General features: G+C 48.6%; 21 protein-coding genes. 14 read left to right on the forward strand and 7 right to left on the reverse strand.

Features of this window, described 5'->3' with window-relative positions:
* The first annotated feature begins 245 nt into the window (after window positions 1–245).
* Window positions 246–827 carry a Maf family protein gene (locus tag ACVA58_RS06550; RefSeq protein WP_446509637.1) on the forward strand — a complete coding sequence of 194 codons (582 nt, stop codon included), beginning with the start codon at window positions 246–248 and terminating at the stop codon, window positions 825–827.
* Between the two features lie 118 nt (window positions 828–945).
* On the opposite strand, the gene rluC is transcribed toward ACVA58_RS06550, so the two are convergent.
* Entirely contained in the window at window positions 946–1,896 is a 951-nt protein-coding gene (gene rluC, locus ACVA58_RS06555) for a 23S rRNA pseudouridine(955/2504/2580) synthase RluC (protein ID WP_446509802.1), read from the reverse strand.
* Window positions 1,897–2,343: 447 nt separating this feature from the next.
* On the opposite strand from rluC, the gene rne reads away from it, so the two are divergent.
* A complete protein-coding gene (rne, locus tag ACVA58_RS06560) occupies window positions 2,344–5,724 on the forward strand; it encodes a ribonuclease E (RefSeq protein ID WP_446509803.1) in 3,381 nt (1,126 codons plus the stop codon).
* Window positions 5,725–6,001: 277 nt separating this feature from the next.
* On the forward strand, window positions 6,002–7,558 hold the full coding sequence (locus tag ACVA58_RS06565; RefSeq protein WP_446509638.1) for a SulP family inorganic anion transporter: 1,557 nt from the start codon (window positions 6,002–6,004) through the stop codon (window positions 7,556–7,558).
* 98 nt (window positions 7,559–7,656) lie between these two features.
* On the opposite strand, the gene ACVA58_RS06570 is transcribed toward ACVA58_RS06565, so the two are convergent.
* Window positions 7,657–8,109, reverse strand: a complete 453-nt coding sequence (locus tag ACVA58_RS06570; protein ID WP_446509804.1) for a low molecular weight protein-tyrosine-phosphatase — start codon at window positions 8,107–8,109, stop codon at window positions 7,657–7,659.
* A gap of 23 nt (window positions 8,110–8,132) precedes the next feature.
* On the reverse strand, window positions 8,133–8,822 hold the full coding sequence (locus tag ACVA58_RS06575; protein WP_446509639.1) for a DUF3313 domain-containing protein: 690 nt from the start codon (window positions 8,820–8,822) through the stop codon (window positions 8,133–8,135).
* 171 nt (window positions 8,823–8,993) lie between these two features.
* Between ACVA58_RS06575 and ACVA58_RS06580 the strand changes: the two genes are divergently transcribed.
* From ACVA58_RS06580 to ACVA58_RS06590, 3 genes are all read left to right on the forward strand, one after another.
* Window positions 8,994–9,767 carry an adenosylcobinamide-GDP ribazoletransferase gene (locus ACVA58_RS06580; protein ID WP_446509640.1) on the forward strand — a complete coding sequence of 258 codons (774 nt, stop codon included), beginning with the start codon at window positions 8,994–8,996 and terminating at the stop codon, window positions 9,765–9,767.
* An 11-nt stretch (window positions 9,768–9,778) separates the two neighbouring features.
* Window positions 9,779–10,384, forward strand: coding sequence for a cob(I)yrinic acid a,c-diamide adenosyltransferase (gene cobO / locus ACVA58_RS06585; protein ID WP_446509641.1), 606 nt, complete (start codon window positions 9,779–9,781; stop codon window positions 10,382–10,384).
* 173 nt (window positions 10,385–10,557) lie between these two features.
* A complete protein-coding gene (locus ACVA58_RS06590) occupies window positions 10,558–10,992 on the forward strand; it encodes a phosphate-starvation-inducible protein PsiE (protein WP_446509642.1) in 435 nt (144 codons plus the stop codon).
* 436 nt (window positions 10,993–11,428) lie between these two features.
* Here the strand turns inward: ACVA58_RS06590 and ACVA58_RS06595 are convergent, their stop codons facing one another.
* Window positions 11,429–12,469 carry a metal-dependent hydrolase gene (locus ACVA58_RS06595; protein ID WP_446509643.1) on the reverse strand — a complete coding sequence of 347 codons (1,041 nt, stop codon included), beginning with the start codon at window positions 12,467–12,469 and terminating at the stop codon, window positions 11,429–11,431.
* Window positions 12,470–12,658: 189 nt separating this feature from the next.
* Between ACVA58_RS06595 and ACVA58_RS06600 the strand changes: the two genes are divergently transcribed.
* Window positions 12,659–13,111, forward strand: a complete 453-nt coding sequence (locus ACVA58_RS06600) for a CBS domain-containing protein (protein ID WP_446509644.1) — start codon at window positions 12,659–12,661, stop codon at window positions 13,109–13,111.
* A 127-nt stretch (window positions 13,112–13,238) separates the two neighbouring features.
* On the forward strand, window positions 13,239–13,646 hold the full coding sequence (locus ACVA58_RS06605) for an ester cyclase (protein WP_446509645.1): 408 nt from the start codon (window positions 13,239–13,241) through the stop codon (window positions 13,644–13,646).
* Window positions 13,647–13,718: 72 nt separating this feature from the next.
* Here ACVA58_RS06605 and ACVA58_RS06610 read toward each other — a convergent pair whose 3' ends face one another.
* The 3 genes from ACVA58_RS06610 to apbC form a co-directional block, all read right to left on the reverse strand.
* A complete protein-coding gene (locus ACVA58_RS06610; RefSeq protein WP_446509646.1) occupies window positions 13,719–15,854 on the reverse strand; it encodes an AsmA family protein in 2,136 nt (711 codons plus the stop codon).
* A 193-nt stretch (window positions 15,855–16,047) separates the two neighbouring features.
* Window positions 16,048–16,692, reverse strand: coding sequence for a uridine kinase (gene udk / locus ACVA58_RS06615; RefSeq protein ID WP_446509647.1), 645 nt, complete (start codon window positions 16,690–16,692; stop codon window positions 16,048–16,050).
* Window positions 16,693–16,900: 208 nt separating this feature from the next.
* Window positions 16,901–17,992, reverse strand: a complete 1,092-nt coding sequence (apbC, locus tag ACVA58_RS06620) for an iron-sulfur cluster carrier protein ApbC (protein ID WP_446509648.1) — start codon at window positions 17,990–17,992, stop codon at window positions 16,901–16,903.
* 168 nt (window positions 17,993–18,160) lie between these two features.
* Between apbC and metG the strand changes: the two genes are divergently transcribed.
* The 6 genes from metG (at window position 18,161) to ACVA58_RS06650 (ending at window position 25,797) form a co-directional block, all read left to right on the forward strand.
* Window positions 18,161–20,212, forward strand: coding sequence for a methionine--tRNA ligase (metG, locus tag ACVA58_RS06625; protein ID WP_446509649.1), 2,052 nt, complete (start codon window positions 18,161–18,163; stop codon window positions 20,210–20,212).
* Between the two features lie 635 nt (window positions 20,213–20,847).
* Window positions 20,848–22,221: a V-type ATP synthase subunit B gene (locus ACVA58_RS06630; protein WP_107349638.1), complete on the forward strand. Its 1,374-nt coding sequence runs from the start codon at window positions 20,848–20,850 to the stop codon at window positions 22,219–22,221.
* A gap of 3 nt (window positions 22,222–22,224) precedes the next feature.
* The gene (locus ACVA58_RS06635) at window positions 22,225–22,848 is read left to right on the forward strand and encodes a V-type ATP synthase subunit D (RefSeq protein ID WP_446509650.1); all 624 of its coding nucleotides are present in this window, start codon (window positions 22,225–22,227) and stop codon (window positions 22,846–22,848) included.
* Window positions 22,845–24,650 carry a V-type ATP synthase subunit I gene (locus tag ACVA58_RS06640; protein WP_446509651.1) on the forward strand — a complete coding sequence of 602 codons (1,806 nt, stop codon included), beginning with the start codon at window positions 22,845–22,847 and terminating at the stop codon, window positions 24,648–24,650. The genes ACVA58_RS06635 and ACVA58_RS06640 overlap by 4 nt, the downstream gene beginning before the upstream one ends.
* 3 nt (window positions 24,651–24,653) lie before the next feature.
* Complete coding sequence (locus tag ACVA58_RS06645) at window positions 24,654–25,103, forward strand: ATP synthase subunit C (RefSeq protein WP_446509652.1); 450 nt, start codon at window positions 24,654–24,656, stop codon at window positions 25,101–25,103.
* Window positions 25,104–25,113: 10 nt separating this feature from the next.
* Entirely contained in the window at window positions 25,114–25,797 is a 684-nt protein-coding gene (locus ACVA58_RS06650) for a hypothetical protein (RefSeq protein WP_446509653.1), read from the forward strand.
* The last annotated feature ends 30 nt before the right edge of the window (window positions 25,798–25,827 follow it).

Genomic DNA, 25,827 nt, shown 5'->3' on the forward strand with positions numbered 1-25,827 from the left:
ACAGCATTTAGCCAATTCGTATACTCAGTGTCAGATACAAGCACTGCAGCACTGCCACTTCCACCATTTTGTCTGTTATCTGCCTATCCACCAATAACTTGTGCGGCAGTAAATATCAGCTCAAATAACACACAAAAACTGGCGAAAACCCAACCGATAGACCTGCTTTACCTACCATTATAACGTAGCCATCGCAAAGCAAGGTGCGTAGACTATCACAACCTAGCATTAACCCGGTAATAGTCATGCGCCAACCTTTACTCTTGGCTTCAACCTCCCCTTTCCGCCAATCGTTATTGCAAAAACTCGGCCTTCCTTTTACGACAGCCAAGCCTAATACCGATGAAACACCACTCCCCGGCGAACAAGCACAGCAGCTCGTCAGCCGCTTAGCCCAGGCCAAAGCCATGGCATGTGCCGGCGAGCATAGCAAGCACCTCATTATAGGCTCCGATCAGGTCTGTGTGATTGATGGCGCGATCATCGGCAAGCCCCACACGGTTGAGAATGCCTGCCGCCAACTGAAGGCTGCTAGTGGTAAAACCATCACCTTTTATACTGGTCTGTGTCTGCACAACGCCAAAACAGGCGAGAGCGAGGTGATCTGCGAACCCTTCCATGTCCACTTCCGCCAGCTCACTGATACCGAGATCCACCATTATGTTGAACGCGAGCAACCACTCAACTGCGCGGGAAGCTTTATGTGTGAAGGACTAGGTATCGCCCTGTTTGAACGGCTTGAAGGCCGAGATCCTAATACCCTTGTCGGCTTGCCATTGATTGCCCTGCGAGAAATGCTTGCCAAGCAAGGTATCAGCGTACTATAAGCATGGTTAAATAAAGGCAATGTTGTAGCCCCACCATCACCGCGAACAAAAAACGGCAGGAAATCCTGCCGTTTTACTGTATTGAACTCGCGTTATGGAAAAAGTTACACCTTTATTATTACACCTTACTACTGCGTAACTTCTCCACTGCCAGCTGAAGCTTTCGCTCCATCGGCGCACTGATGTCCATCAGCTCTTCGCTTTGCGGGTGAGTGAACTTAATGTTCGCTGCGTGCAGGAACAAGCGGTTCAAACCTACCTTTTTAGTAAAGGCATCAAAACGTGGGTCACCATAGCGATCATCCCATGCAATTGGGTGACCGGTATATTGGCAGTGCACGCGAATTTGGTGGGTACGGCCCGTTACCGGGCTAGCCTGCACCAAGGTCGCTTGGTCAAGACGCTCCAGTACCTTAAAGCGAGTATCGCACGGCTTACCATTCGGGTTGACCCGGACGATACTGTTCACCTCGTTCTTCAGAAGCGGCGCAGTCACTTTCTTGCAGTTCGCCTTCCATTCCCCCATCACCAAGGCAAAGTAGTACTTCTGTACTGTCTTATTACGGAACTGCTCTTGCAGCTTGCGCAACGCGGAGCGTTTTTTTGCCACAAGCAGAATGCCTGACGTATCGCGGTCGATGCGGTGTACCAATTCGAGGAAGCGTGCATCGGGACGCAATGCACGCAATGCTTCGATAGCACCGAACTTCAGGCCGCTCCCACCGTGTACTGCCGTACCGGATGGCTTGTTGAGGATCAGCATGTGGTCATCTTCATAGATAATGCATGCTTCAAGCTCTGCCACTTTATCCAACTTGGTGCTGATCGGTGCTTGGTCTTCTTTTTCCGGTATCTTTACCGGAGGAACCCGAACCAGGTCACCGTCCTGCAATTTGTATTCTGGTTTTATACGTTTTTTGTTCACTCGCACTTCGCCTTTACGCAAAATGCGGTAAATCATACTTTTTGGTACATTTTTTAGCCGTGCACGGAGAAAGTTATCGATCCGCTGGCCTGCAAAGTCATCAGATATTTCGATGAAGTGCACTTTTGGTTTATCATCTTTCATGGGTTTCATTCTAACATGCATGCAAAGCAGATTGCCGCAAAAAAGTCACCCTGCTATCATTGGCGTGCACAGGTAGGAAAATTTGCCTACTTTGCCGACAGGGTGAACAGAATAACACCCGATTGATGACTATATATACCGCTCTGATGAAAAACGCAGCATGTGGCGTAAGACGTTTAATTCTTCGGAGTGTTTTTTTAGTGTCCTTTAGCAACGAAAAAATTACTGGTGTGACAGATACCGCCGTAACCATCGGTGAACCAGCTGTGCATTTTCAGATCTAAACATCTTGGTACAGTTGGATGATACGTGTTGCCACATAGCACCCCTGAATTCCAGCCGTGAGGTTGCATTTAAGATCAGACTTGGGGTCCGGCACCACCAGTAAAGACACGTAACTAAGTGCACTAGCACATGAAAAAAAACGAGTACAATATAATGAAAAGAATGTTGATTAACGCAACTCAGAAGGAAGAGTTGCGCGTCGCATTAGTTGACGGGCAGAAGCTGTTCGATCTTGATATCGAAAGTCCTGGCCACGAATCTAAAAAAGCAAATATCTACAAAGGACGCATCACACGCATCGAACCAAGTCTGGAAGCAGCGTTCGTTGACTATGGTGCCGAACGCCACGGTTTCCTCCCTCTTAAAGAAATCGCCCGTGACTATTTCCCTTCTGACTACTCTTACCAAGGCCGACCGAACATTAAGGAAGTGCTGAAAGAAGGTCAGGAAGTAATAGTTCAGGTTGATAAAGAAGAGCGAGGCAACAAAGGCGCCGCCCTTACTACCTTCATCTCTCTAGCAGGTAGCTACCTGGTACTGATGCCGAACAACCCACGTGCTGGCGGTATTTCCCGTCGTATCGAGGGTGAAGAACGTACACAGCTAAAAGCGGCACTTAGCACGCTGGAATTGCCTCAGGGCATGGGTCTGATTGTACGTACTGCCGGTGTTGGTAAATCAGCAGAAGATCTGGAATACGATCTTAACTACCTACTTAGCCACTGGGAGCGTGTAAAAGACGCTGCTGACTCGGCTGCTGCGCCTTTCCTTATCCACCAGGAAAGTAACGTCATCGCCCGAGCTATTCGTGACTACCTTCGCCGTGACATCGGTGAAATCGTTATCGACAGCAAAAAAATCTTTGACCGTGCCCGCGATCATATCCAACAGGTTCGTCCAGACTTCCTGTCACGGGTAAAACTATACGAAAACAGTGAAACACCACTGTTCAACCATTACCAGATCGAAAACCAGATTGAGTCAGCGTTCCAGCGCGAAGTTCGTCTGCCTTCTGGTGGTTCTATTGTTATCGACCCGACTGAAGCACTGACGTCTATTGATATCAACTCCGCCCGTGCAACCAAGGGTGGTGATATCGAAGAAACAGCACTACAGACCAACCTTGAAGCCGCTGACGAAATCGCGCGCCAGCTTCGCCTACGTGACCTTGGCGGTCTAGTGGTTATCGATTTCATCGATATGACACCAGTACGCCACCAGCGTGAAGTTGAAAACCGACTACGCGAAGCCGTCCGCATGGACCGTGCACGCGTTCAAATCGGTCGAATTTCTCGCTTTGGTCTATTGGAAATGTCGCGCCAGCGCCTAAGCCCATCGCTAGCTGAAGCCAGCCACCATGTGTGTCCTCGCTGTACGGGTACAGGTGTCATTCGTGACAGCGAATCACTATCACTTTCAATTCTTCGTCTTATTGAAGAAGAAGCGCTGAAAGACAACACCTCTCAGGTGTTGGCAATAGTGCCTGTGGCGATTGCCTCTTACTTGCTCAACGAAAAACGTCGTTCTGTACAGTACATAGAGAAATCGCACAATGTACGTGCAATCATCGTACCTAACGCCAGCATGGAAACACCTCATTTCGAAGTGGTCCGTGTCCGTTCTGGTGATGAGCACGATGCGTTGTCTTACAACCTGCCAAGCGCCCTAGAAGCACTGCGCGAAGCTGAAGCGGCGGAGTCTTCTGCACCGCAAGAGCGTGTGACGAAGAAACGTGAAGAGCCTGTTCTACAGGGCTTCAGTGCGCCAACTCAAGCGCCTGTTACTCCGAAAGCTAAGCCTCAGCCAGCAAAGAAAGCGGCTGCACCGGCACAAGCTGTCGAAGAACAGCCAGGTTTCTTCAGCCGTATTTTCTCTGCCATTGCGAACTTCTTCTCAGGCCCTGAGCAGGAAGAGCAGCCAAAAGAGAAGAAAGAAGGCAACCAGCGTAACCGTCGTGACCGCAAGGACAACCGTCGTAATCAAGACAACCGTCGCGGTGAACGTCAGGAAGGCCGCCGTGGAGATCGCCAGCAAGACAATCGTCGTGGTGGCAAAGATAACCGCCGTGGTCGTCAGGAGCGCCCTGACCGTCAGGAGCGTCAGGATCGCCAAGAGACTGATAACAAAAAGCAGCAGGTTGCTGAACAGCGTGAACAACGCCAAGCTCGTCGTCGCAATGAAAAAGCGAAAGACAAGCCAGAGCAAAACGATGAGAAACCAACCCAGCAGCAGCGTAAAGACAAAGATCAGAAACGCCAGCGTCGCGACCGTGATGATGTCCAGGCTCAAAAACCTCGTCGCGAACGCGATCAGGAGCAAAAAGCCAAAGCTGAAAAACCGGTTGTTGAAGAGCAACGTCAAGAGCAACGTCAAGATCAGGAAAAAACGGTCAAGGTGAAACAACGTCGCCAGCGTCGTGAAATGCGTAAAACCGTACGTATTACTGATAATGCAGAAGTGAAAGCAGTTGAAACGACTCAACCTGCTGTAGCTGAAGCACCTGTTGCTAAGTCTGAGCTACAAGAGCTTGGCACTGCCATGGCTCAGGAAGCGAAGTCTGTGACTGATAATGCTGAAGAGAAGAACGGTGAGCAAGAAGGCCAACGCCGCAACCGTCGCTCTCCTCGCCACCTTCGTGCAAGCGGCCAACGCCGTCGCCGTATCCGTGATACTCGCCCAGAGAAGGGTGAAGAAATGGAACAGATGGTAACAGAGGCTGTTGGTCACGCCGTTGTTGAAGCGACAGATACGCTTAACGATATCGAAAATGTTGTTTCTATCGTCGAGAAGCCTAAAGCGATTGCTCGCCTGAAAAGCGGTGTTGCATCGCCTGAAATGGCAATGGGCAAAGTATGGCCTTCTGCAACTAAGCCTGCCGTTGTCTCTATTGACACGCCAGTAGCAGACGTTGTTGAAGCAACTGAAACTGAAGCACCAGCTGTTGCTGAGCAAGCAACTGCTGAAACTGCTGCAGTATTGGGTGGTGTTGCCATGCCGGAGCTAGCAATGGGCAAAGCCTTCCCGCTACGTGCTGATGTTGCAGAGGAAACAACTGAGCAAGCGCCTGTTGTTGAAGCTCCAGTTACTGAAGAGCCAAAGGTTGAAGCACCTGTTGCTGCTGAATCTGCTGAAACACAATCGGCAGAATCAGACGTAGCCGCCGCTATCGCAGCTGCTCAAGCCGCAATGCTGGGTATGCAGACTCAACAAGCGACTGAAGCAGCACCAGCTGTAGAGGTTACTGAGCCTGAAGCACCTGTGGAAGTGACTGAAACCAAAGCGCCAGAAGCTGTTGTAACTCGCGCGGAAACGGTTGTTTCGAACGTTGAAGCGGCTGCTCAGGTTTGTGCAACGTCTCCGAAAGGGCTACATGCTACTGCTGCGATGGCTAAGGCCCCCGCTCCAGTTGAAGCCGCTAAGTCGACTGTGGTTGCTATTGCACCACTTCGCGATGCTCGCTTTGCTGCTCGCCAGGCCGGTAGCCAGACGGCAACCAACCACGCGACAGCAGGGGCAAAATCGACGATGCCAAGCGCTGAGTAAGTTAACGCTTGCAATCTGACAAAAAAGCCATGCATAATTGCATGGCTTTTTTTTACCTTTCATTCAGCCCTTAAAACTGCATTCCTTGCAACTTCTTCTCTTTTTCACTAATAACATTACTGACATCAAACTTTCTTACACTAAGTAACAAGCGCGATGAATAATTCAGCTTGAAAGTTGAACTAAGTCACAGATGTCTGTAGGATCCGCGACTTTGTAGCGCCTTAGTCGCCTAGCGGCTCCAATCAACCACCATAGTCAGAACAAACCTATAAGCATGTTTGAATTCCCACAATTTTCAAGACAATCCGTCAAGAATGACGTTCTTTCAGGGCTAACCGTTGCCCTTGCCCTAATACCTGAAGCGGTTGCTTTTGCCTTCGTTGCAGGTGTTGACCCAATGGTTGGCTTGTACGCTGCCTTCATCGTCGGTTTGGTCACTGCCGTGCTTGGAGGGCGTCCGGGAATGATTTCTGGTGCTACAGGCGCAATGGCTGTTGTTATGGTCAGCCTTGTTGCCGAACATGGTATCCAATACCTCTTTGCCGCCGTCATGCTTGCCGGTGTCTTGCAGATCCTTGCCGGTGTGTTCAAGCTCGGTAAGTTTATTCGCATGGTACCGCACCCGGTAATGATTGGTTTCGTTAACGGCTTAGCTATCGTTATCTTCCTGGCCCAGCTAGGTCAGTTCAAGGTGCCAGATGCTTCTGGTGCCCTACAGTGGATGCAAGGCTCTCAGCTCTTCATCATGCTGGGCCTTGTTGGCCTAACCATGTTCATTATCCATTTCCTGCCGAAACTGACCAAAGCAGTACCCTCTTCGCTAGTTGCGATTATTACGGTAACTGTACTGGTACACGGTCTTGGTCTTGATACCCGTACCGTCATTGATTTCGTTCGCACCATGAGTGGTGATGCTAATGCCACCCTCGCAGGTTCACTACCAACGTTCGCGATCCCTGAAGTGGGTTTCAACATGGAAACCCTGCGTATCATCCTGCCATACTCTTTGATTCTGGCAGCAGTTGGCCTGATTGAATCACTACTGACACTGACTGTGATTGATGAAATGACGGGTACCCGTGGTCAAGGTAACCGCGAATGTGTGGGCCAAGGTGTGGCAAACGTCACCTGTTCGGTGTTCGGCGCTATGGGTGGCTGTGCGATGATCGGCCAATCGATGATTAACATCAACTCAGGCGGCCGTGGACGCCTATCAGGCATCACCGGTGCTGTCGGCCTGCTGTTGTTCATCCTGTTCGGCTCCTCACTGATTGAAGTCATCCCGCTAGCTGCTCTGGTTGGTGTAATGTTCATGGTCGTGATCGGCACGTTTGAGTGGGCTAGCTTCAAAATGGCGCGCAAAGTACCAAAACACGATTTCTTTGCCATCATTCTGGTCACCGGTGTCACGGTCGCGTTCGACCTTGCCTTGGCGGTTATTGTTGGTGTGATTTACTCAGCACTCGTCTTTGCCTGGAAACATGCCAAGCATATCTATGCGTCTAGTTACCTCGATAACAACGGTTCAAAGGTATATGCACTTGACGGCCCGCTATTCTTCGGCTCGGTGGCAAACTTCCTAGAACTGTTTGATGCCAAGAACGATCCAGCGGATGTAATCATTGATTTTGCCAAGTCACGCGTCGCTGACCACTCTGCGATTGAAGCCATTGATACCATCGCTGAACGTTACGCGACCCAAGGCAAGACCCTGCATATCCGCCACTTGAGCCCGGAGTGCCGTTCTCTGCTTAAGAAAGCGGGTAACTTGGTTGAGGTAAACATGATGGAAGATCCGACCTATAAGGTTGCGACCGATACCCTAGGTTAATCTGCTGTATTAACCCTCGAGCTCAGTTAGCATCAGAAACAAAAACGCCCGCACCTATATATAGATGCGGGCGTTTTTTGTAGAGTCAATCACTGCATTTATAGCTTATCAAGCAATCCCTCAGAGGCTTCCTCGACTAAATCGAGTACGTAGTCAAAGCCACGTTTACCGCCATAATAAGGGTCAGGGATCTCCTCGACATCTGGACGGCCATACTCAAGAAAGAGTGCCAGCTTACGGTGCAAATGAGTTGGGCAAGCACGTTTCAAATCGCGGAGATTATCATTATCTGCCGCCAGGATCAGATCAAAAGCGTCGAAGTCCTCTTCGGTAACCTGTCTGGCTCGGATCCCGTCGAAGCTATACCCACGCGCCTCGCCAGCGGCTCTAGCGCGGTGATCCGGCTGTTCACCTTGATGAAAACCTATGGTTCCGGCTGATTCCACCTCAATATCAAGTTTACGCTCGACCACTTTAGCGCGCAGAACAGCCTCAGCCGTAGGCGAACGGCAGATATTGCCCATGCATACCACTAAAATCCTTTGTGTCATCATCACTCCTTAATCTGCTTGTTTTACAGGACGCTGTCTTCGTTCTCTTTGGCAGTATAAGCGGTCAAACGGATGAAATAGACAATATCTTGGGTAAATCGGTCAACTGTCTCCTGAATTTGGTCGAAGCGTAACATTTCTCGATCATTTTCCAGAACGTCTTTCGCCAATAATACACTGACTCGTTCCGCTAAAACTTCATCGCTCTGACTATCAACCAGCTGTGATTCAACCAGTAACCTGACATTTCTATCCCGTGTACCAAGCAGTGCCTTCGCTCCACCAATCAGTGCACCATATGGCAGGACTTCGGTAATTTTCAAATCTTCCATATCCGTACTGGCGTGGCTGATTTCCACTCTCAGTACCGCCGTCTTCGGGCCAGCTCTCTCGACCACAGGGACACCGTCGGCTAATTCTTCGACTAAGCGATGCTGAAGCCTTGTCGATATTCGTTCCAGTACGGCTGGCGGAATCTGATGCACGGCCTGCGTCCGTTGGTGCAACCCAATAGGTTCAACCATAATTTGCTCATAATCAGATAACTCCAGCTCTGGAGAGACCCACTGCAACCCATTGGCATCTTTGACATAGTTCACTTCAACCAAGTTACGGTTATTTACCGCCTTCGATACCGCCCTTTCTTCTTCGGTCGGCAAACGGCTTGAACAACCCGCGACCAATAAACAGCCTATCAAGACCAAACTGCGCATTTTCAACTCCCTTAGTATATTAACAGTATGATATACGTAAAAATACATGCATTCTACCGCTGACATCACTTTCCGGGTAGTGCTTGGCTGGTATCTTCTGACTAATTGAAGTAACGTATTGTTTTTAAGATTTTTAACGCAAGGCCGCTTACCATGAAGGTGCATAATCATATGATTAAGCAGCAGGGGCAGATTTTCCTAATTGCACTTGGCTTTTTTACCCGTATCCCGATCCCAGCCAACACGCCCTATTCCCCTGAGCTACTAAACAAGGCAAACCGATATTTTGCCTTGGTGGGACTCATTGTTGGCTTTGCAAGCGCAGCTTGTTTCTGGCTATCACAGCTTGTGTTACCGGCTTCTGTCGCTGTGATCATCGCAATGGCGGCAAGCCTGCTGCTCACAGGAGCTTTTCACGAAGACGGCTTGGCTGATGTATTCGATGGTTTTGGTGGCGGTTGGCAGCCCGATCAAAAACTCGAGATCATGAAAGATTCCCGGCTCGGTACTTATGGAGCCTCAGCATTGTTTGTCGTACTTGCAATCAAATGGTCCAGCCTAACAGCCTTGGCTGAGATATCGCCACCATTGACAGCAATGGCACTTTTCTGCCTTCATGGCTTAAGCCGTGCAGCTGCTGCCAGCCTCATATTCAGCTACCCATACGTTCGCCTCGATGAACAAAGCAAAGTCAAACCACTGGCTAACCAACAAAGCCAACAAGATTTGTGGGTTTTAATTATCACCAGTTTCTTTATATTACTGTTATTACCACTGCCAATGGCACTTTTGCTCACTGTTGCCCTGCTACTTATTCGTCATGTTTGTGGTCGCTGGTTTACCCATCAGTTGGGTGGCTATACTGGAGATTGCCTTGGCGCATGCCAGCAACTTGCTGAAGTAACAGGTTATCTAATCATATTGGCAATGGTTGCCCAACAATAATAAGGATCATCATGGTAGATCAAACCCAGAAAGACAGCCGCTATAAAGCACGCCAGCAAAAGGTCAAAGCGGAAATTGATGCACGTGTCGAATCAGCACAAGAAGAGAAGGGCCTTTTCCTCATCATCACCGGGAATGGCAAAGGAAAATCAACGTCAGGATTTGGCACCATAGCCCGTGCTGTCGGCCATGGCCAAAAGTGCGGTGTCGGCCAGTTCATCAAAGGCACCTGGGACTGTGGTGAGCGTGCTCTACTCGAGCAGCACGATGTCGACTTTGCCGTCATGGCGACCGGCTTTACCTGGGAAACCCAAAATAAAGAAGCAGATACGGAAGCTGCCCAAGCAACATGGGCGGAGTGTAAACAAATGTTGGGAAATGATCGCTATGATGTCATTCTTCTCGATGAGCTGACCTATATGGTGACCTACGGCTATGTAGAGCTTGAAGAGGTCATTGAAGCCATCACTAACCGCCCGAATACCCAGTCTGTTATCGTGACTGGCCGTGGTGCACACCGGGAACTTGTTGAAATAGCTGATACTGTTTCCGAAGTTCGCAATGTGAAGCACGCCTTTGAGAGTGGTGTCAAAGCCCGTAAGGGTGTTGATTGGTAAGCTGTCGGTAAACGATGATTTCCCAAGGTAGCCACTCGAATTACAGCAGCGGCTACTTTTTGACCTCGACCTTTGTCACATTTTTTACTTGACCCTTGGTGAGAAAAAGCCAATATTTGGCTCATAACAGGTCTTCGATGAAAGATCGATTACAAGTCTTACAAGGGACACTAATGCCTTCACATTTACCAAAGAAATTCAGTGAGATATTCTTAAAACTGTTTCATATTCTCGAAGCTATCTTGTTGGTCGCTATTACCTTGGCAACCTTGGCTGCCATGATCAATGAATTCATTGTCATCTATACCAACCGCCAAATCGCGCTAACAGATATCTTGCTGATGTTCATTTATCTTGAAGTGCTGGCCATGGTTCAGCAATTCGTCACCAATGGTAAGATCCCGGTTCGCTACCCGATCTACATTGCGATTATGGCTATAGCCCGTTATATCACGCTGGGAATGAAAGAACTCGACGGTGCCTATATTGTATGGCTATCGGTCGCTGCCTTTATCTTGGCTGCAGCAACCTTACTTATTCGCCTTGGCCACCATTACTGGCCATACGAGGATGCTGATGAACCCGGCTATCGTAATTCGCACGACTAAGCGTGATCTCTAAAAAGTAAAAAGGGAGTGAATGATCACTCCCTTTTTTAAATGCGATATTATTCTCGATGTGATTGAGGCTTCTTGGATTTGCCCAGCTTATTCTTGTAGTAAGCCTCTGCTTTTTTGACGATCTTCGTATGCATTTTAGCTCTGAGTGATTCAAAGTCTGTCGTCGTCAAAACCCGCTTTAAACTGTTAATTGCTACCTCTCTAATACTCTAGATTTTCTCAACCATCACAGTACGGTTAATCAAAACCGTTAATCTTCAACCAATGAAGATACTTTTCAATCAATTATATACTCAATAAATTGCTTGGTTGAATATTTTCACCCCAATTTACATAACTTTAATTATTCAAACGCAAGAATATATAAAAAAACCAGCAACCGTAGTCGCTGGCTTCGCTCTCAGAAAAAACTAGCTGCGTAATTCTACCGGCTTGCCAATGGCACTGCCTGCTGAGGACATTCTGATATATGACATAAGTTGGCATCAATATCTTGGTTGCCCAACAACCGAAGCCATAGGTTCGGGATCTGGGCCAGTCTAGCCTCTGGACTTTCAACCCGTACTGGCTCTATAGCCGTCCATTCGTTGCTGTTGTTTGCTAGGGCAAATTGGAAGGCGAGCTGCTCCCCCATCCCCAGCCGTAGATCGGATGCAACCAATTCGGATTGACGCTGTTCATAGCGGATAAACCCGCCGGTGAAATGTTCAAGCATCTGTTGGTGTTCGGACACTAACCCTTTTGGCCATGCGCCTAGCGGCTTTTCCAAAAAGTCTATCTCTGCATCACCATCCAGCATCGAGGATAAACCCTCAAGATAATAATGCTCACCTTTGACCACTATTCGCCAAAGCACAGTGTTAAGTGGCGTAGGGGTAATAAAAATAGGCTTTCCGGCAAGAGGGCTTCCTTCCAGTTGAAGCTCGACCCGGTTTTCGATCGTATTCATCGCAACGAGTGACCATGCGATATACAGCGATGAAATAGCCAAGCCAACACTGCACAGTTTTGCCATCCGCTCACGCCATATAACGCTAGCCAATACAGCTAACAATAATGGTACGGTGTAAAGAGGATCGATAATAAACAGGCTTGGAGTTGCTATGGGAGTATTTATCGGCCAAAACAGCTGAGTACCGTATGCCGTAAATGAATCAAGCAGCGGGTGGGTAACTAAACAAGCAGCCACCAGTAGCCAAAGGTGGCCGAAACTGAAACGGGTTGGCCGTACCTTTTGCCATAACCAACTCAGTAAAAAAGAAAACGGAATGAGTACAAACAACGAATGGCTAAACCCACGGTGCTTCACCATATCCGATACCGGGTCACCGTAGCTAATCAAAACATCCAGATCCGGCAGCGTGCCCAAAGCCGCACCTGCCAACAAAATCTTCGGGGAGCACTTCCTACCAGCCACCGCACCAGCGACCGCCGCACCCAGTGCCGCTTGTGTTACTGAATCCACAATGATTCCTTCTTCTTTTTTGAAGTCGCCACCTTAACAGAGCTATTAGTCGCTACGCAACAAGTTACAAACTTGTTTAAGTTCTTCGTTAATTCTGCAAAAACTAGGTTTTGCTCGCAGATCAGGTGCGCAATTTTCGCTACGGTAAATCAGGCAACACCCATCAACTTTGAATAAAAGGAAGATGCAATGCCAACAAAAGTCTCTGAATACATGACCCGCAAAGTCATCATAATCTCACCTGACACTGGATTAAGAGAAGCCTTTTTCTTGATGCGAGATGAAAATATCCGTCACTTACCTGTCGTTAATGATGAAGGAACGCTCGTCGGTATCGTGAGTGACAGAGAATTACGCCGTCCGGGCTGGGTTGATGAATCACCAGAGATCGGCCATGAGTACCACCTGACTGACGAGTGGCATATCAGCGATGTCATGATCCGGGATATTGTGCATGTTCGTACCTACGATACCCTCACCAAAGCCATCGGAACGGTATTGGACTTCCAAATTGGCGCCGCACCGGTGCTGGACAAAACGGGGCAATTGGTCGGTATGCTGTCGGCCATCGATCTGCTGAAAGCCTTTCAGGATATTCTAGAAAGCCAGAAATCCTCAAAAAAGAAAAAGCAACTAGTTTAACGAATAAATTCAGTGCCCTACCCCCCAAGTAGGGCCATCCAAACTGAGTCTTACCTGCTGCCCAATAAACCCTACTCATATATATCGTCTACCTTTACCAATGGATTCCTTTATTGAGAAAAGGGCTATGGCTTTAACAATAACCAAGTACGAGCAAGTATGGATTAATGGGCTAAATAGAGGCGATGTCTCAGGCGCTGATGAAGCCTTCGCTGCCAACAGCGTTATTCACATGGCGGGTGCGCCAAGTCCCAATCTATCAGTAACAGAATTCAAAGAGTTAGTCAGTGGGTTATTACTGGCTTTTCCAGATTTGCACCTGACCGTTGATGATCAGATTCTATCTGGTGACAAAGTAGCAACGCGTTGGACGGCCACTGGTACACACACTGGTGCTCTTGGTGAGATCAGTCCATCCGGTGAAAAAGTGCAGTTTGAAGGCCTGATATTAGATCATGTTGTTGATGGCCGAGTTGTTGAGCGGTGGGAGCAGTGGGATCAAATGGGCTTGCTACAGCAATTAGGAGCAGTGTGATTTACCATAAAATGGAAGAAGGAGAGCTGCTGCTCTCCTTCTTAGTCGCATTATAACCGGCTACATTAAGTGTTAATTAAACAAGCCTTTCAGCAACTTATCAGCTGCCTTCTTGATATCGTCATCCTTCGCCTTATCACCCAACAACTTCTCTAGCCCACGCTCAACTTCGCGCTGTGCCTTTTGCTCTAGCTCATTGTTTTGCTTAAGCAGCTGAGCAATATTGAGTGAGAAAGCCGGCTCGCTCCAGTTACCTTTAACATCAATCGGCACCGTGAGATCAGCAACTTCATCGGCCTCTTTACCACCCTGTCCCTTGCTGGTTGCAACCACAGAGGTATTTACTGCAAAATCGATGGTTTCATTAACCAAGCTAGTCGAGCCGTTACCGTTGATACGAAGCAGTGGTGAGTCGATATCAAGATTATTGGTTGAGGCGGCACCATTGCCTAACTTAATCGTTGAAGTCATCGCCGAAAAGTCGGTCTTCTTTTCTTCCTTAACGTATTCCGCTTTCTGGCCCTTAAGCGTCGCACGAGCCTCTCGGATCATTTCCGGAATATTGACACCATAAATTGCCCCATCAGCGAAACGGATATCAATCGTACCGGCAATATTTTCACGCATACGCTTCTCGGCAAGCCCTGTACCCGATACATTCACCGAGATATCACCGGTACCCGCCAAGGTATCATTTTGTGCTACATCCACCAGCAAGGGTTGGATCTGTACACCCTTGATTTGCTTAGTCGCCTTGTAGGTCGGTAATTCACCGTTGGCATCAATCCTCGCCGTGGCATGGATACTGCCCTGATAAAGGTTGGCATCTAACCCACTCATATCGAGAACACCATTTTTCACACTCAGAGCGAGTTTCACATTGCTCATGTGTGCATTGGCAGCTTTGAACTGCTCAATAGCCACTTTACCAACCAAATCGAGTGTCTTAAGCGCGCTAAGATCAGGCTCTTGATCCTTTGTTTGTCCACCTGCTGTATCTGAGCTACCCGCTTCAGAAGAGCCAGCCTCTTCGCCACCTTGCGATGCCGTCGACTTCTCTTCTGCCGTGCCAAGGAATGCATCCAAATCAATCTTGTCGGACGATAAGTCAAAACGGATCACCGGAATGTCAGCCGATCGGAAAGAGACATTACCCTTCAAGGCCAGTTCATCAACGGCAGCTTTCAACGTTGTTAATTCTGCTAACCCTTTCTCCAGGTTGTAGCTAACATCAGTTTCTAGACCAATCTTCATTTCAGGACGTGGCAGGCTGGCACCTTTAACATCGGCATTAAGCGTGGCATCTTTCAAGCTAATGAGTTTGATCTCCTCATCAACCATCAACTGCGTAGAGCCTTGGGTATTGAAGCTCAGATCCGGCATTTCTCCTTCAATAGCAAAATCAATCGTTGACCAGTCACCCAGCTTAAAGCTATCAAGCGAAATAGTGGCATTGCGGATATCATTAACTGCATCTTTGGCACTTGCTGTTAACGACAGGGCTTTAATCTCGGCACCATCTAGCTTCTCGGCAATTAGTAACTCTGATTGCCCTTCGGCACTGAAGCTCAACTCTCCGGCACTGCCTACGATATTGAACTGGGCAGCCGTCCATTCGCCTGGAGCAAATTGATCCAAAGAGAAATCAAGTCGGTCGACCTCAGTTTGGCTGCCCGCTTTATCGTCAATAATAAGCGCACTGGCATTGCTGATTTCAACCCCTGCCAAGCTGATCTGCCAAGCTTGTTGTTCAGCTGACGGTGGGGGTTCGCTTACAGATGGCTCTACCGGCGTTCCTGTTGACTCTGTAGCCTTCTGACCTGATAAGCCATCAAGGTTACTGGCACCATTTTCAAGGGTTTGAATAAAGACCCGCCCGCCCAGCAAACTGACATTGCCAATTTCTAGCTGCTGGGAAAATAGTGGCATCACCGAAACTGAAAGTTCAGCTTGATCAAATTGGGCCAAATTCGGCTCGGCAAATCCTTGCGGGTTTTTGAATTCTGTCTTGCCAATATCAAACCCGATACTCGGGAAAAAGCGCCAGCTAATGTCGCCTTCAATCACGAGGTCACGCCCAGTCGCTTTTTTTACCTGCTCAGCAATCATTGGCTTAAACTGGTTCGGATCAACCAGTGCCACCAAGGCAGCAATACCGACAACAGCAACCACCACAACAGCTAGCAAAGCCATTATTATTTTTTTCATTACATCCCCATCTTTTCATCCATGCTCATCAAACGAGCCTAGCGCCAAAGTTACCTGATCCCATTGTGGCATATAGTCCAACGACTTCAAGTGATTGAAGTCTATACCCAACCTACAGCCGCTATGTTTTTTTCAGGTAAAAAAATAGGCAGCGTAATGCTGCCTATTGATAATTAAGTGTCAGAACGAAGTATTAAGCACGTAGCAACTTGGCAATGTGTGCTTTCAATACGTCGATAGCAATACGGTTCTTACCGCCGCGTGGAACAATAATGTCTGCGTATTGCTTTGATGGTTCGATGAACTGCATGAACATCGGGCGTACTGTCTTCTGGTACTGCGCAAGCACAGATTCCATCGTACGGTCACGCTCAGCCACGTCGCGCTGTAGACGGCGAAGCAAGCAGATATCTAGAGGCGTGTCCATGAAGACACTTGCATGCATAATGTCACGCAGGCGTGGGTCAGTCAGCAGCAGGATACCTTCCAGGATGATCACCTTTTTCGGTGTCAGCGTGGTGGTTTCAGTCATACGCGTATGTTCGCTGTAGCTGTACTGAGGAACTTCCACCGCTTCGCCGCGGATCAACTGCTCAAGGTGATCACAAAGTAGGTCGTGATCCAAGGCATTTGGGTGGTCGTAGTTGGTCTTAACCCTATCATCCATGCTTAGGTGACTTTGATCGTTGTAGTAACAATCTTCCGTGATTACACCGATCTGATGATCGCCTACTTTTTCTTTTAGCTCTTTATAAACTGTGCTGGCAATCAGACTTTTACCGGATGCAGACGCACCTGCAATACCGATAATAACGCATTGGTGAGAGTGTTCAGACATATCAGAAAGCACCTGTAAAACAACGTGGCGTAGTGGACAAACCGTAATAAACAGACCACTTCCTATCACTCACTGTGTCAGGAAATGGCTTAAATAGGCATAAAAATAAACCGCATGATTATAGGCAGATGTAGGGGCAGATGCCAGTAAAAAAGCGGCATCGGCCACGTTTGCTCAGAAACTCTGCAGCTTTGACAAAAGCAATGGTTTACATTGTACGAATTGTGATCTGTTCGGCCACTGGCGTTCCTTGCCAATATAGGCGACTGGCGACAGAACCGGCTAATTGAATATAAGCCAGGGCTTGCTCAGAATCAGGTGACGCTGCCACTGTCGGCTTACCATTATCAATGTCTTCACGGATCTTGATATGCAAAGGCAGTTGAGCCAGCAGCGGTACGGCATATTCCTGTGCCATGCGTTCAGCACCACCAGTGCCGAAGATCGGTTCGTGATGACCACAATTGCTACAGATGTGGTAACTCATATTCTCGACCACACCCAGTACCGGTACATCAACTTTGTTGAACATGTTGACACCCTTTATCGCATCAGCCAGTGCCAAATCTTGCGGGGTGGTTACTACCACAGCGCCCGTCACTGGAATTTGCTGGGCTAGCGTCAACTGGATATCACCGGTACCTGGCGGCATATCAATGACCAAGTAGTCCAGGTCTGGCCACCAAGTCTCGGCGATGATCTGAGACAAAGCCTTAGACGCCATTGGGCCACGCCAGATAGTGGCACTGTCAGCTGGCACGAGATAACCCACCGAATTGGTATATAAGCCACAAGACTCAATGGGCATCATCATCTTGCCATCCGGTGACTGGGGCTTTTCCTCCACCGTACCGAGCATCATCGGAACTGACGGGCCATAGATATCGGCATCCAGCAAACCCACTTTGGCGCCTTGGGCCTGCAGCCCCAAAGCCAGATTCACTGAAGTGGTCGATTTACCCACCCCGCCTTTGGCAGAGCTGACCACGATAATGTTCTTTACACCATTGAGAGCCTGCTTGTCGCCAGACGCCAGCGGTGCGACACGAAAACCGACATCAAACTTGATATCACTTGCAATATGGTGGAGCTGTTGCTGAGTGATGATCCACTGCTCTAAAAGTTCAGCCACTTGGCCAGCAGCAAACGGAAGAGTCACCGAAATTTTGCCATCAACCGATACCGATACTACATTCGTCGTCTCGGCCCACTCGTCATGCAACCAAGGGTGTTCAAACTGGTTCAACCAAAGGCAAATATCTGCCACGCTTTCAAAACGGGTAATTGAATCACTGCTCATGATCTTTTAGCGCTCCACATTTATTGTTTCTTTACATCCTAACACCTATGCCTATATAGCGCTCCATTTTACCGTGATTTACAGCAGATCCTCCTAGGCAAGGTGCTATCCATCAGGTACTATTTACAGCTACGTTTTTATTACCCATCATGAGCGAAATAAGACATTATGGCTGCAAATCCAAGAAAAATTCTGGTGACCTGCGCCCTACCGTACGCTAACGGTTCTATCCACTTGGGCCACATGCTTGAGCATGTGCAAGCGGATATTTGGGTGCGCTATCAGCGCCTTCGCGGCAACGAAGTTCATTTCATCTGTGCAGACGATGCACACGGTACTCCAATCATGCTTAAGGCCCAGCAGATGGGTATGGATCCTGAGCAGATGATTGCCGAAGTGAGCAAAGAGCACCAGGCTGACTTTGCTGGCTTCGATATCAGCTTCGACAACTACCACAGCACACACTCTGAAGAGAACCGTGAGCTAGCGTCGTTTGTCTACACCCAGCTGAAAGACAATGGCTACATTACCAACCGTACGATTTCTCAGCTGTTTGACCCTGAGAAAGAAATGTTCCTACCGGATCGTTTCGTAAAAGGTACGTGTCCTAAGTGTAAGTCTGAAGATCAGTACGGCGACAACTGTGACAACTGTGGTGAAACCTACAGCCCAACTGAGTTGATCAACCCTAAATCAGCCGTTTCTGGTGCGACACCAGTAATGAAAGATTCTGAGCACTTCTTCTTTGACCTGCCTCAGTTCGAAGACATGCTGAAAGCGTGGACCAAGTCTGGCGCCCTTCAGGATGAAACAGCTAACAAGATGCAGGAATGGTTTGAGTCTGGCCTGCAGCAGTGGGATATCTCACGTGACGCACCTTACTTTGGCTTCGAGATCCCAGGTGAAACCGGCAAATACTTCTACGTATGGCTAGACGCACCTATTGGTTACATGGGCTCATTCAAAAACCTGTGTGACAAGCGTGACGATCTAGACTTCGATGAGTTCTGGAACAAAGACAGCTCAACCGAGCTTTACCACTTCATCGGTAAAGACATCGTATACTTCCACAGCCTGTTCTGGCCTGCCATGCTGGAAGGTGCGGGGTTCCGTAAGCCTGATAACGTATTCGTCCACGGCTACGTAACAGTAAATGGTGCGAAGATGTCTAAGTCTAAAGGTACCTTTATCAAAGCAGGTACTTACCTAGAGCACCTAGACCCTGAATGCCTACGCTACTACTACGCAGCGAAGCTAAACAGTCGTATCGATGACTTGGATCTTAACCTTGAAGACTTCACCCAGCGCGTAAACAGCGATGTAGTGAACAAGATTGTTAACCTAGCATCTCGTAACGCTGGCTTCATCGCCAAGCGCTTCGACGGCAAGCTGTCTGACAACTTTGCTGAGCCTGAGCTATACGCCGAGTTCGTTGCTGCAGCAGATCGTATCGCCGAGCTATACGAAACCCGTGAGTTTAGCCGTGCTATTCGTGAAATCACGGCCCTGGCTGACAAAGCGAACCAGTACGTTGACGAAAAAGCCCCTTGGGTTGTCGCTAAGCAGGAAGGTAAAGATCAGGAACTACAGGAAATCTGCTCTGTCGGTATCAACCTGTTCCGCGTTTTGATGGCTTACCTGAAACCGGTTATGCCTCAGCTTGCTGAACGTACAGAGGGCTTCCTAAACGAAACCCTGACTTGGGAAGGTATTGCCCAGCCACTAACTGGTCACGAAGTGACTAAGTTCAAGGCGCTATTCAACCGTATCGATGCTAAAAAAGTTGAAGCTATGGTTGAATCTTCAAAAGCGGATGCAGCAGCAGAAGCGGCAGCAAAAGAGAAAGCTGAAGCAGCAAAGACTGAAACCGAACTAAGCAAAGAGCCAATTGCAGACGAAATCGAATTCGATGATTTTGCTAAAGTTGACCTGCGTATTGCTAAGATCGTTTCGTGTGAAGCTGTGCCTAAGGCTAACAAACTGCTGAAACTTGAGCTTGACCTAGGCGGCGAAACTCGCCAGGTATTTGCAGGTATCAAATCGGCTTACAGCCCAGAAGATCTGATTGGCAAGCACACCGTAATGGTGGCCAACCTGAAGCCGCGCAAGATGAAGTTCGGCATGTCTGAAGGTATGGTGCTGGCAGCGGGCCCTGGTGGACAAGATCTCTGGATCCTTGAACCACACGAAGGTGCACAGCCTGGCATGCGCGTAATGTAATACGCCGTCTGACTAGACACAACACACAAAACCAGCCCAAGACGGGCTGGTTTTTTTGTATCCGAGAATGGGCTAACAGCCCCTTAATCACATCTTAAAGCAATTCTCAGGCCTTACGCCAATATACACACACCGCTTTGTTCAAAAAACAATCAAATTCACATTTTCATTTACATCCATTTCATTTACTTTTTTTACATGTGTTAAAAGACACAATAATGCCGATATCTTATTTTCCAGATTTGAAATTTGCCACACAGCTCGCAGAAAGAAAATAAAGTCACTATCGTAAATTTGTTCACATTCACCCCGAAAAAGAAAACACCCCTTAATAGTCAATGATTTATCCAATTTATTATTGTTCTGCAGTCTCTATCACCACTATCAACACCCATAATTAATCCGATAGATTAGTTCGAATTTCCCGATGTGATTGAAATCATTTGTTACAAATGGACACCGACTGAAACAAGACACCGATACCAAATAGGCTACATCAGCTTAACCTTAGTAACTGTGCTTTGAATGACTTGTCTTGGATAGACAAAAATCATTCAAAAGCGGGTCGAAAAATGAACAGGGGTAACACCCATCATTTAAACACTCATTCCCCAGGCAGTTATCAAGGTATTGTGATGCCACAGAGTCTATTGCGTTACACCAACATACTCAGCATTGTTGGTGATTTGATCAGGGTAGAAGTACCCAACCTCTCTTCAAGCAATTCGAAGGCCAAGTACGGCGATCTTGCGATGATTGAGCAAAACGGTGAAAACTACTCACTTGCTCAGATCATCAAAATCGACAATGAAGAAGTATCCCTCCAAGTCTTTGCTGGCTGTAAGGGTCTATCAACCAATGCCGCCGTTTGCTTTCTTGACCAACCAATGCAGGTCACCTATTCACCCAACATCCTTGGCCGTATCTTTGACGGAGCAGGACAACCGATTGACCACGGCCCAGAGCTAGAGACCGATCCCAAAGTCGAAATCGATGGTCCCTCGGTTAACCCGGTTCGCCGTACACTCGCCTCCCGTATGGTACGTACCAATGTCCCGATGATCGATGTTTTCAACACCTTGGTTGAATCACAGAAGATTCCGATTTTCTCGGTCGCTGGTGAACCGTACAACAAATTCCTTGCCCGTATAGCCATTCAGGCCGAAGCCGATGTGGTGGTATTTGCAGGTATGGGTCTCATTTATGATGACTACCATTTCTTCAAAACCCAGTTTGAAGAAGCCGGCGTATCATCGCGTACCGTGATGTTTGTCAACCAAGCCTCAGATCCAACCGTTGAGCGTTTGCTTGCACCGGATATGGCACTCTCTGTTGCCGAGCACTTTGCTGTTGATGAAAGCAAGAAGGTCTTGGTACTGCTGACCGATATGACGTCCTATGCCGATGCCATGAAGGAAATCGGGGTCGCAATGGACAAGATCCCAGCCAACCGTGGCTACATGGGCGATCTGTACTCACAACTTGCCAAGCGATATGAAAAAGCCTGTGACTATAAAGGCGCGGGCTCTGTCACCTTGCTGGCCGTAACTACCATGCCGGGCAATGATGTGACCCACCCAGTCCCAGATAACACCGGTTATATCACCGAAGGTCAATTCTACCTCCACGAAGGTGTACTTGACCCATTCGGATCCCTGTCCCGTCTTAAGCAGATGGTGGTAGGTAAAGAAACCCGTGAAGATCATAGCGCCATCATGAGCGTGATGATCCGTTTCTACTCCGACTCCGTGGAAGCCCAGCAGAAGCAAGCGATGGCGTTTGAACTGTCAGAGTATGACAAGAAGACCCTGAAATTTGGCAAATACTTCAAAGACAACTTCATGACACTGGATGTCGATATGAGCTTGGAAGATGCCTTGGACTTCAGCTGGAAGATCCTTGCTGAGTGTTTTGACCCGGAAGAAACCCTGATCAAAGACAGCTTACTGGAAATGTACTGGCCTTTCCCAGAGCAGTTGGATCTGGAAGCTGAAACTACAGAGGGTTAATCCATGGCAAAGGTAGCACTTAACAAAAGCTCGCTGAACAAGCAAAAGCGGAGTTTGAAAACCTACAACCGCTACCTGCCTGCGTTGGAACTGAAACGTCAACAATTGATGCTGGAGCGGAAAAAAGCCGAGCAAGCCCTGGAGCAAGCCAAACAGCGAGTCGCTGAATTGCGTGCTCTGGTTGAGGAAGCCATTCCCATGCTTGCCTGCAAAGAGATTAACGTCAACAACCTGGTGAAGGTTACCGACGTGAAGCTTGCCACCCAGAATATTGTTGGCTGCCGGGTCCCGATCGTCGAATCAGTCGATGTCGAAGTGACCCCGTACAGTTATCTTGCCCGTCCACACTGGGTCGATAGTGTGGTACGTCAACTGAAAGAAATGGTTCGCTTGCGTGTTGAATTGGCCGTGTGCCAGCAGCGCTACGAATTAATCAGTGACGCCACGCGGGTTACCAGCCAGCGCGTGAACTTGTTCTCGAAGGTCCTGATCCCTGATACCCAAGAAAGTATCAAGCGGATCGGTATCTACCTATCGGATCAAGAGCGCGCTGCGGTAATGAACGCCAAGCTATCAAAGCAAAAAGTGTTGGCGCAGCAAGAGAAAACGCAGGGAGGCCAATCATGAGTATCAAACAGTTAAAACGCTTAACGCTCGGTGGCCAAGCCTCTCGCCAGGATGAAATCCTGATAGCGCTACAGGCTCTGGGTTGCATGCACCTTATTCCTCTGAGTCAGGACGATGCCGATAGCAACCATGCTATTGCCATGCAGCAACCCACCGATGCCAGCGAAGCATTGGCATGGTTGAGCCGCGTCGAACGCAGACGCCGCCCGGTCAGGGACAAAGATCTGGTTGATGTCGACGAATTGGTTGCACAAATTCTCGAGAACAAACTGCATATCCGCCAGCAGCAAGACAAACGTGACTTGCTCAAGGAGCGCCTGCAGTTGTTACGCCCATGGGGAGAATTTGAGCTACCAGATATCAGCACCATCAACAATTTGCGCTTCTGGTTTTATCTATTGCCTTTGAAGAAACTCTCTGCCATGGCAGAAGTGGATCAGCCTTGGCAAGAGGTACATCGAGACCAGAAAAACGCCTATGTGGTGATAGTGTCTGAGTCTGAGCCCGATCCGGCCTTGTTACCTGTCGATCGTTCGCACATCGGTGGGAGTAGCCTGTCCCAAGTCGAAGAGTACCTTGAAATTGCCGAACAGCACCTAGAGGACTTGCTGGCTGAGCGCGAGGCGTTAACCCGCTGGATTTACCCGCTGAGCCAGTCACTGGCTGCAAGTCAGGATCATGCCGAACTGCTATTGGCCTCATCAGGGGTGCAAGACGAAGGCGAATTCTTCCTGATCCAAGGTTGGATGCCAGCCGATGCCCAAGATGCCGTTATCGAACTGGCCAACGTTTATGGCTCCGCCGTACTGTTTGAGGATCCCAAGGCCGATGACCAGCCACCTACCCTATTGGAAAACTCCGAGTTAACCGGTGGCGGCGCTGAGGCAATGGGCTTTTTCCAGACCCCGAATTATCGGGCATGGGATCCGGGCAACTTGGTGTTCTATTCGTTCTCATTGTTCTTCGCAATGATCATGAATGATGCTATGTACAGTGCCATTCTCGGTCTGATCATCCTATTCTTCCGTGACAAGTTCGATGCCTCTGAAGAAGGCAAACGACTGAAGAATATGGGCCTGTTCATGTCTGGATTGGGAATTTTCTGGGGCGTGCTTGCTGGTAGCTACTTTGGTGTTGCACCCGATGAGGGCAGTTTCTGGGACTTTTTCCACATCATCGACATGAACGATTACGGCGCCATGATGCGACTTTCGGTCTTTATTGGTGTCATGCACCTGATCATTGCCAACGCCATGACAGCTTATATCAACCGCTCACAAAACCGTGCATTTGCACCACTTGGTTGGGCAGCCCTGATGCTCGGGGGCATGTTGCTGTGGTTTGGTGTTACCGGTGCCATCTGGAGCTGGTTCGGTAAAGGGCTCGGCGGACTACTGATGCTAGGTGGTGCTGGTCTGGTCTGTGTTTACAGCAGCGACCGACCAATCAACAGCCGCAAAGATCTAGCCCTTCGGGTTCTCGACGGCGCCAAAGCGATTTACAACATCACCAGCGCCTTCGGTGACATCTTAAGCTACATGCGTTTGTTTGCACTTGGCTTATCCGGAGCATCGCTAGCGATGACATTTAACTCACTGGCAGGCCAAGTTGTTGAAACTCAGCCCGTTTCTGGGGTGCTGTTTGCCGGCCTGATCTTATTGCTTGGCCATATCCTGAACTTCGCGCTCTGTGTCATGAGCGGCGTAGTACATGGTATGCGCTTGAATGTAATTGAATTTGTTAACTGGGGTCTATCCGATGAAGGATACCCATTTAAAGCTTTTCGAAAGAAAGAGGATTAAAACATGGAACAATTTGTTATTGCACTTGGTTGGTTGGGCGCATTCGCTCCTGTTGCTCTGGGTGCTATTGGTTCAGCGATTGGCTGTTCGGTAGCCGGTCAGGCCGCATGTGGCGCCATGTTAGATGTCGAGTCTGGCTATGGTAAATACATTGGCCTATCAGCAATGCCTTCCTCTCAGGTTATCTACGGTATCGTGATCATGTTCTCTTTGTCAGCAATTGGTGTTAGCGCCGAGACAGCTGGCGGCCTATTCGGCGTAGGCTTGATGACAGGTTTCGCTTTGCTTTTCTCTGCTATTTACCAGGGACAAGCGGTTTCTGCTGCAATCAATGCGTCGAAGAACAAGCCTGAAGTATTCGGCCTGTCTATTGCTCCAGCAGCAATCGTAGAAGGCTTCTCAGTATTTGCTTTCGTCTTTGCGCTAGTGATGGGTGCCAACATCGGCGCATAAGGAACAGACCATGCCAGTAGAAAATCAAAAGACAACACCAGTTTCGACAGGGATCAAGCAGTTGGTTGATACCCTTCGCCAAGAAGGTGTAGATGCCGGTAAAGAAGCGGCAGATAAGATTATTGCAGAGGCGCGTGAAGAGGCATCGACCATCGTTGCCGAAGCTCGCGATAAATCAGGCCTTATTCTGGGCAATGCACGTAAAGAAGCCGACTTCATCTCAACAGCAGGAAAGCAAGCCTTTGAAATGGCTAATCGAAATGCCATTTTGGAACTGAAAGCCTTCTTGCAAGATGAATTCGCCAAGCAGATCAAGGCGACAGTTGGTACCCAGTTGACGGATGAAAAGCTACTACAGCAAATGATCCTCGAAGTGACAGGCCGCAGTGCCATCAAATCCGACGAACCGGTTGAGGTAATCTTGCCAACCCGTGTCGTCGGGGTGAATGATCTCAGTGCCAACCCTGAAGAACTCAAGGAAGGAACATTGATCCACTTCGCGGTAGCGCAAGCGGCTGAGATGCTGCGTGAAGGGGTAACGTTCAGCGTGAATGAAGATAACAAAAACGCTGTTGTATTCCGCCTGAAGGATAAAGACATCGAAGTAGCACTGTCAGACGACACTGTCACTCAGATGATGCTTAACCATCTCCAACCGCGTTTCCGCGCGTTGTTAGAAGGTATCGTCAAATAAGTACAGAGGCAGGCTTGCCCTGCCTCTCCT

The sequence above is a fragment of the Photobacterium sp. DNB22_13_2 genome, from assembly GCF_052873915.1.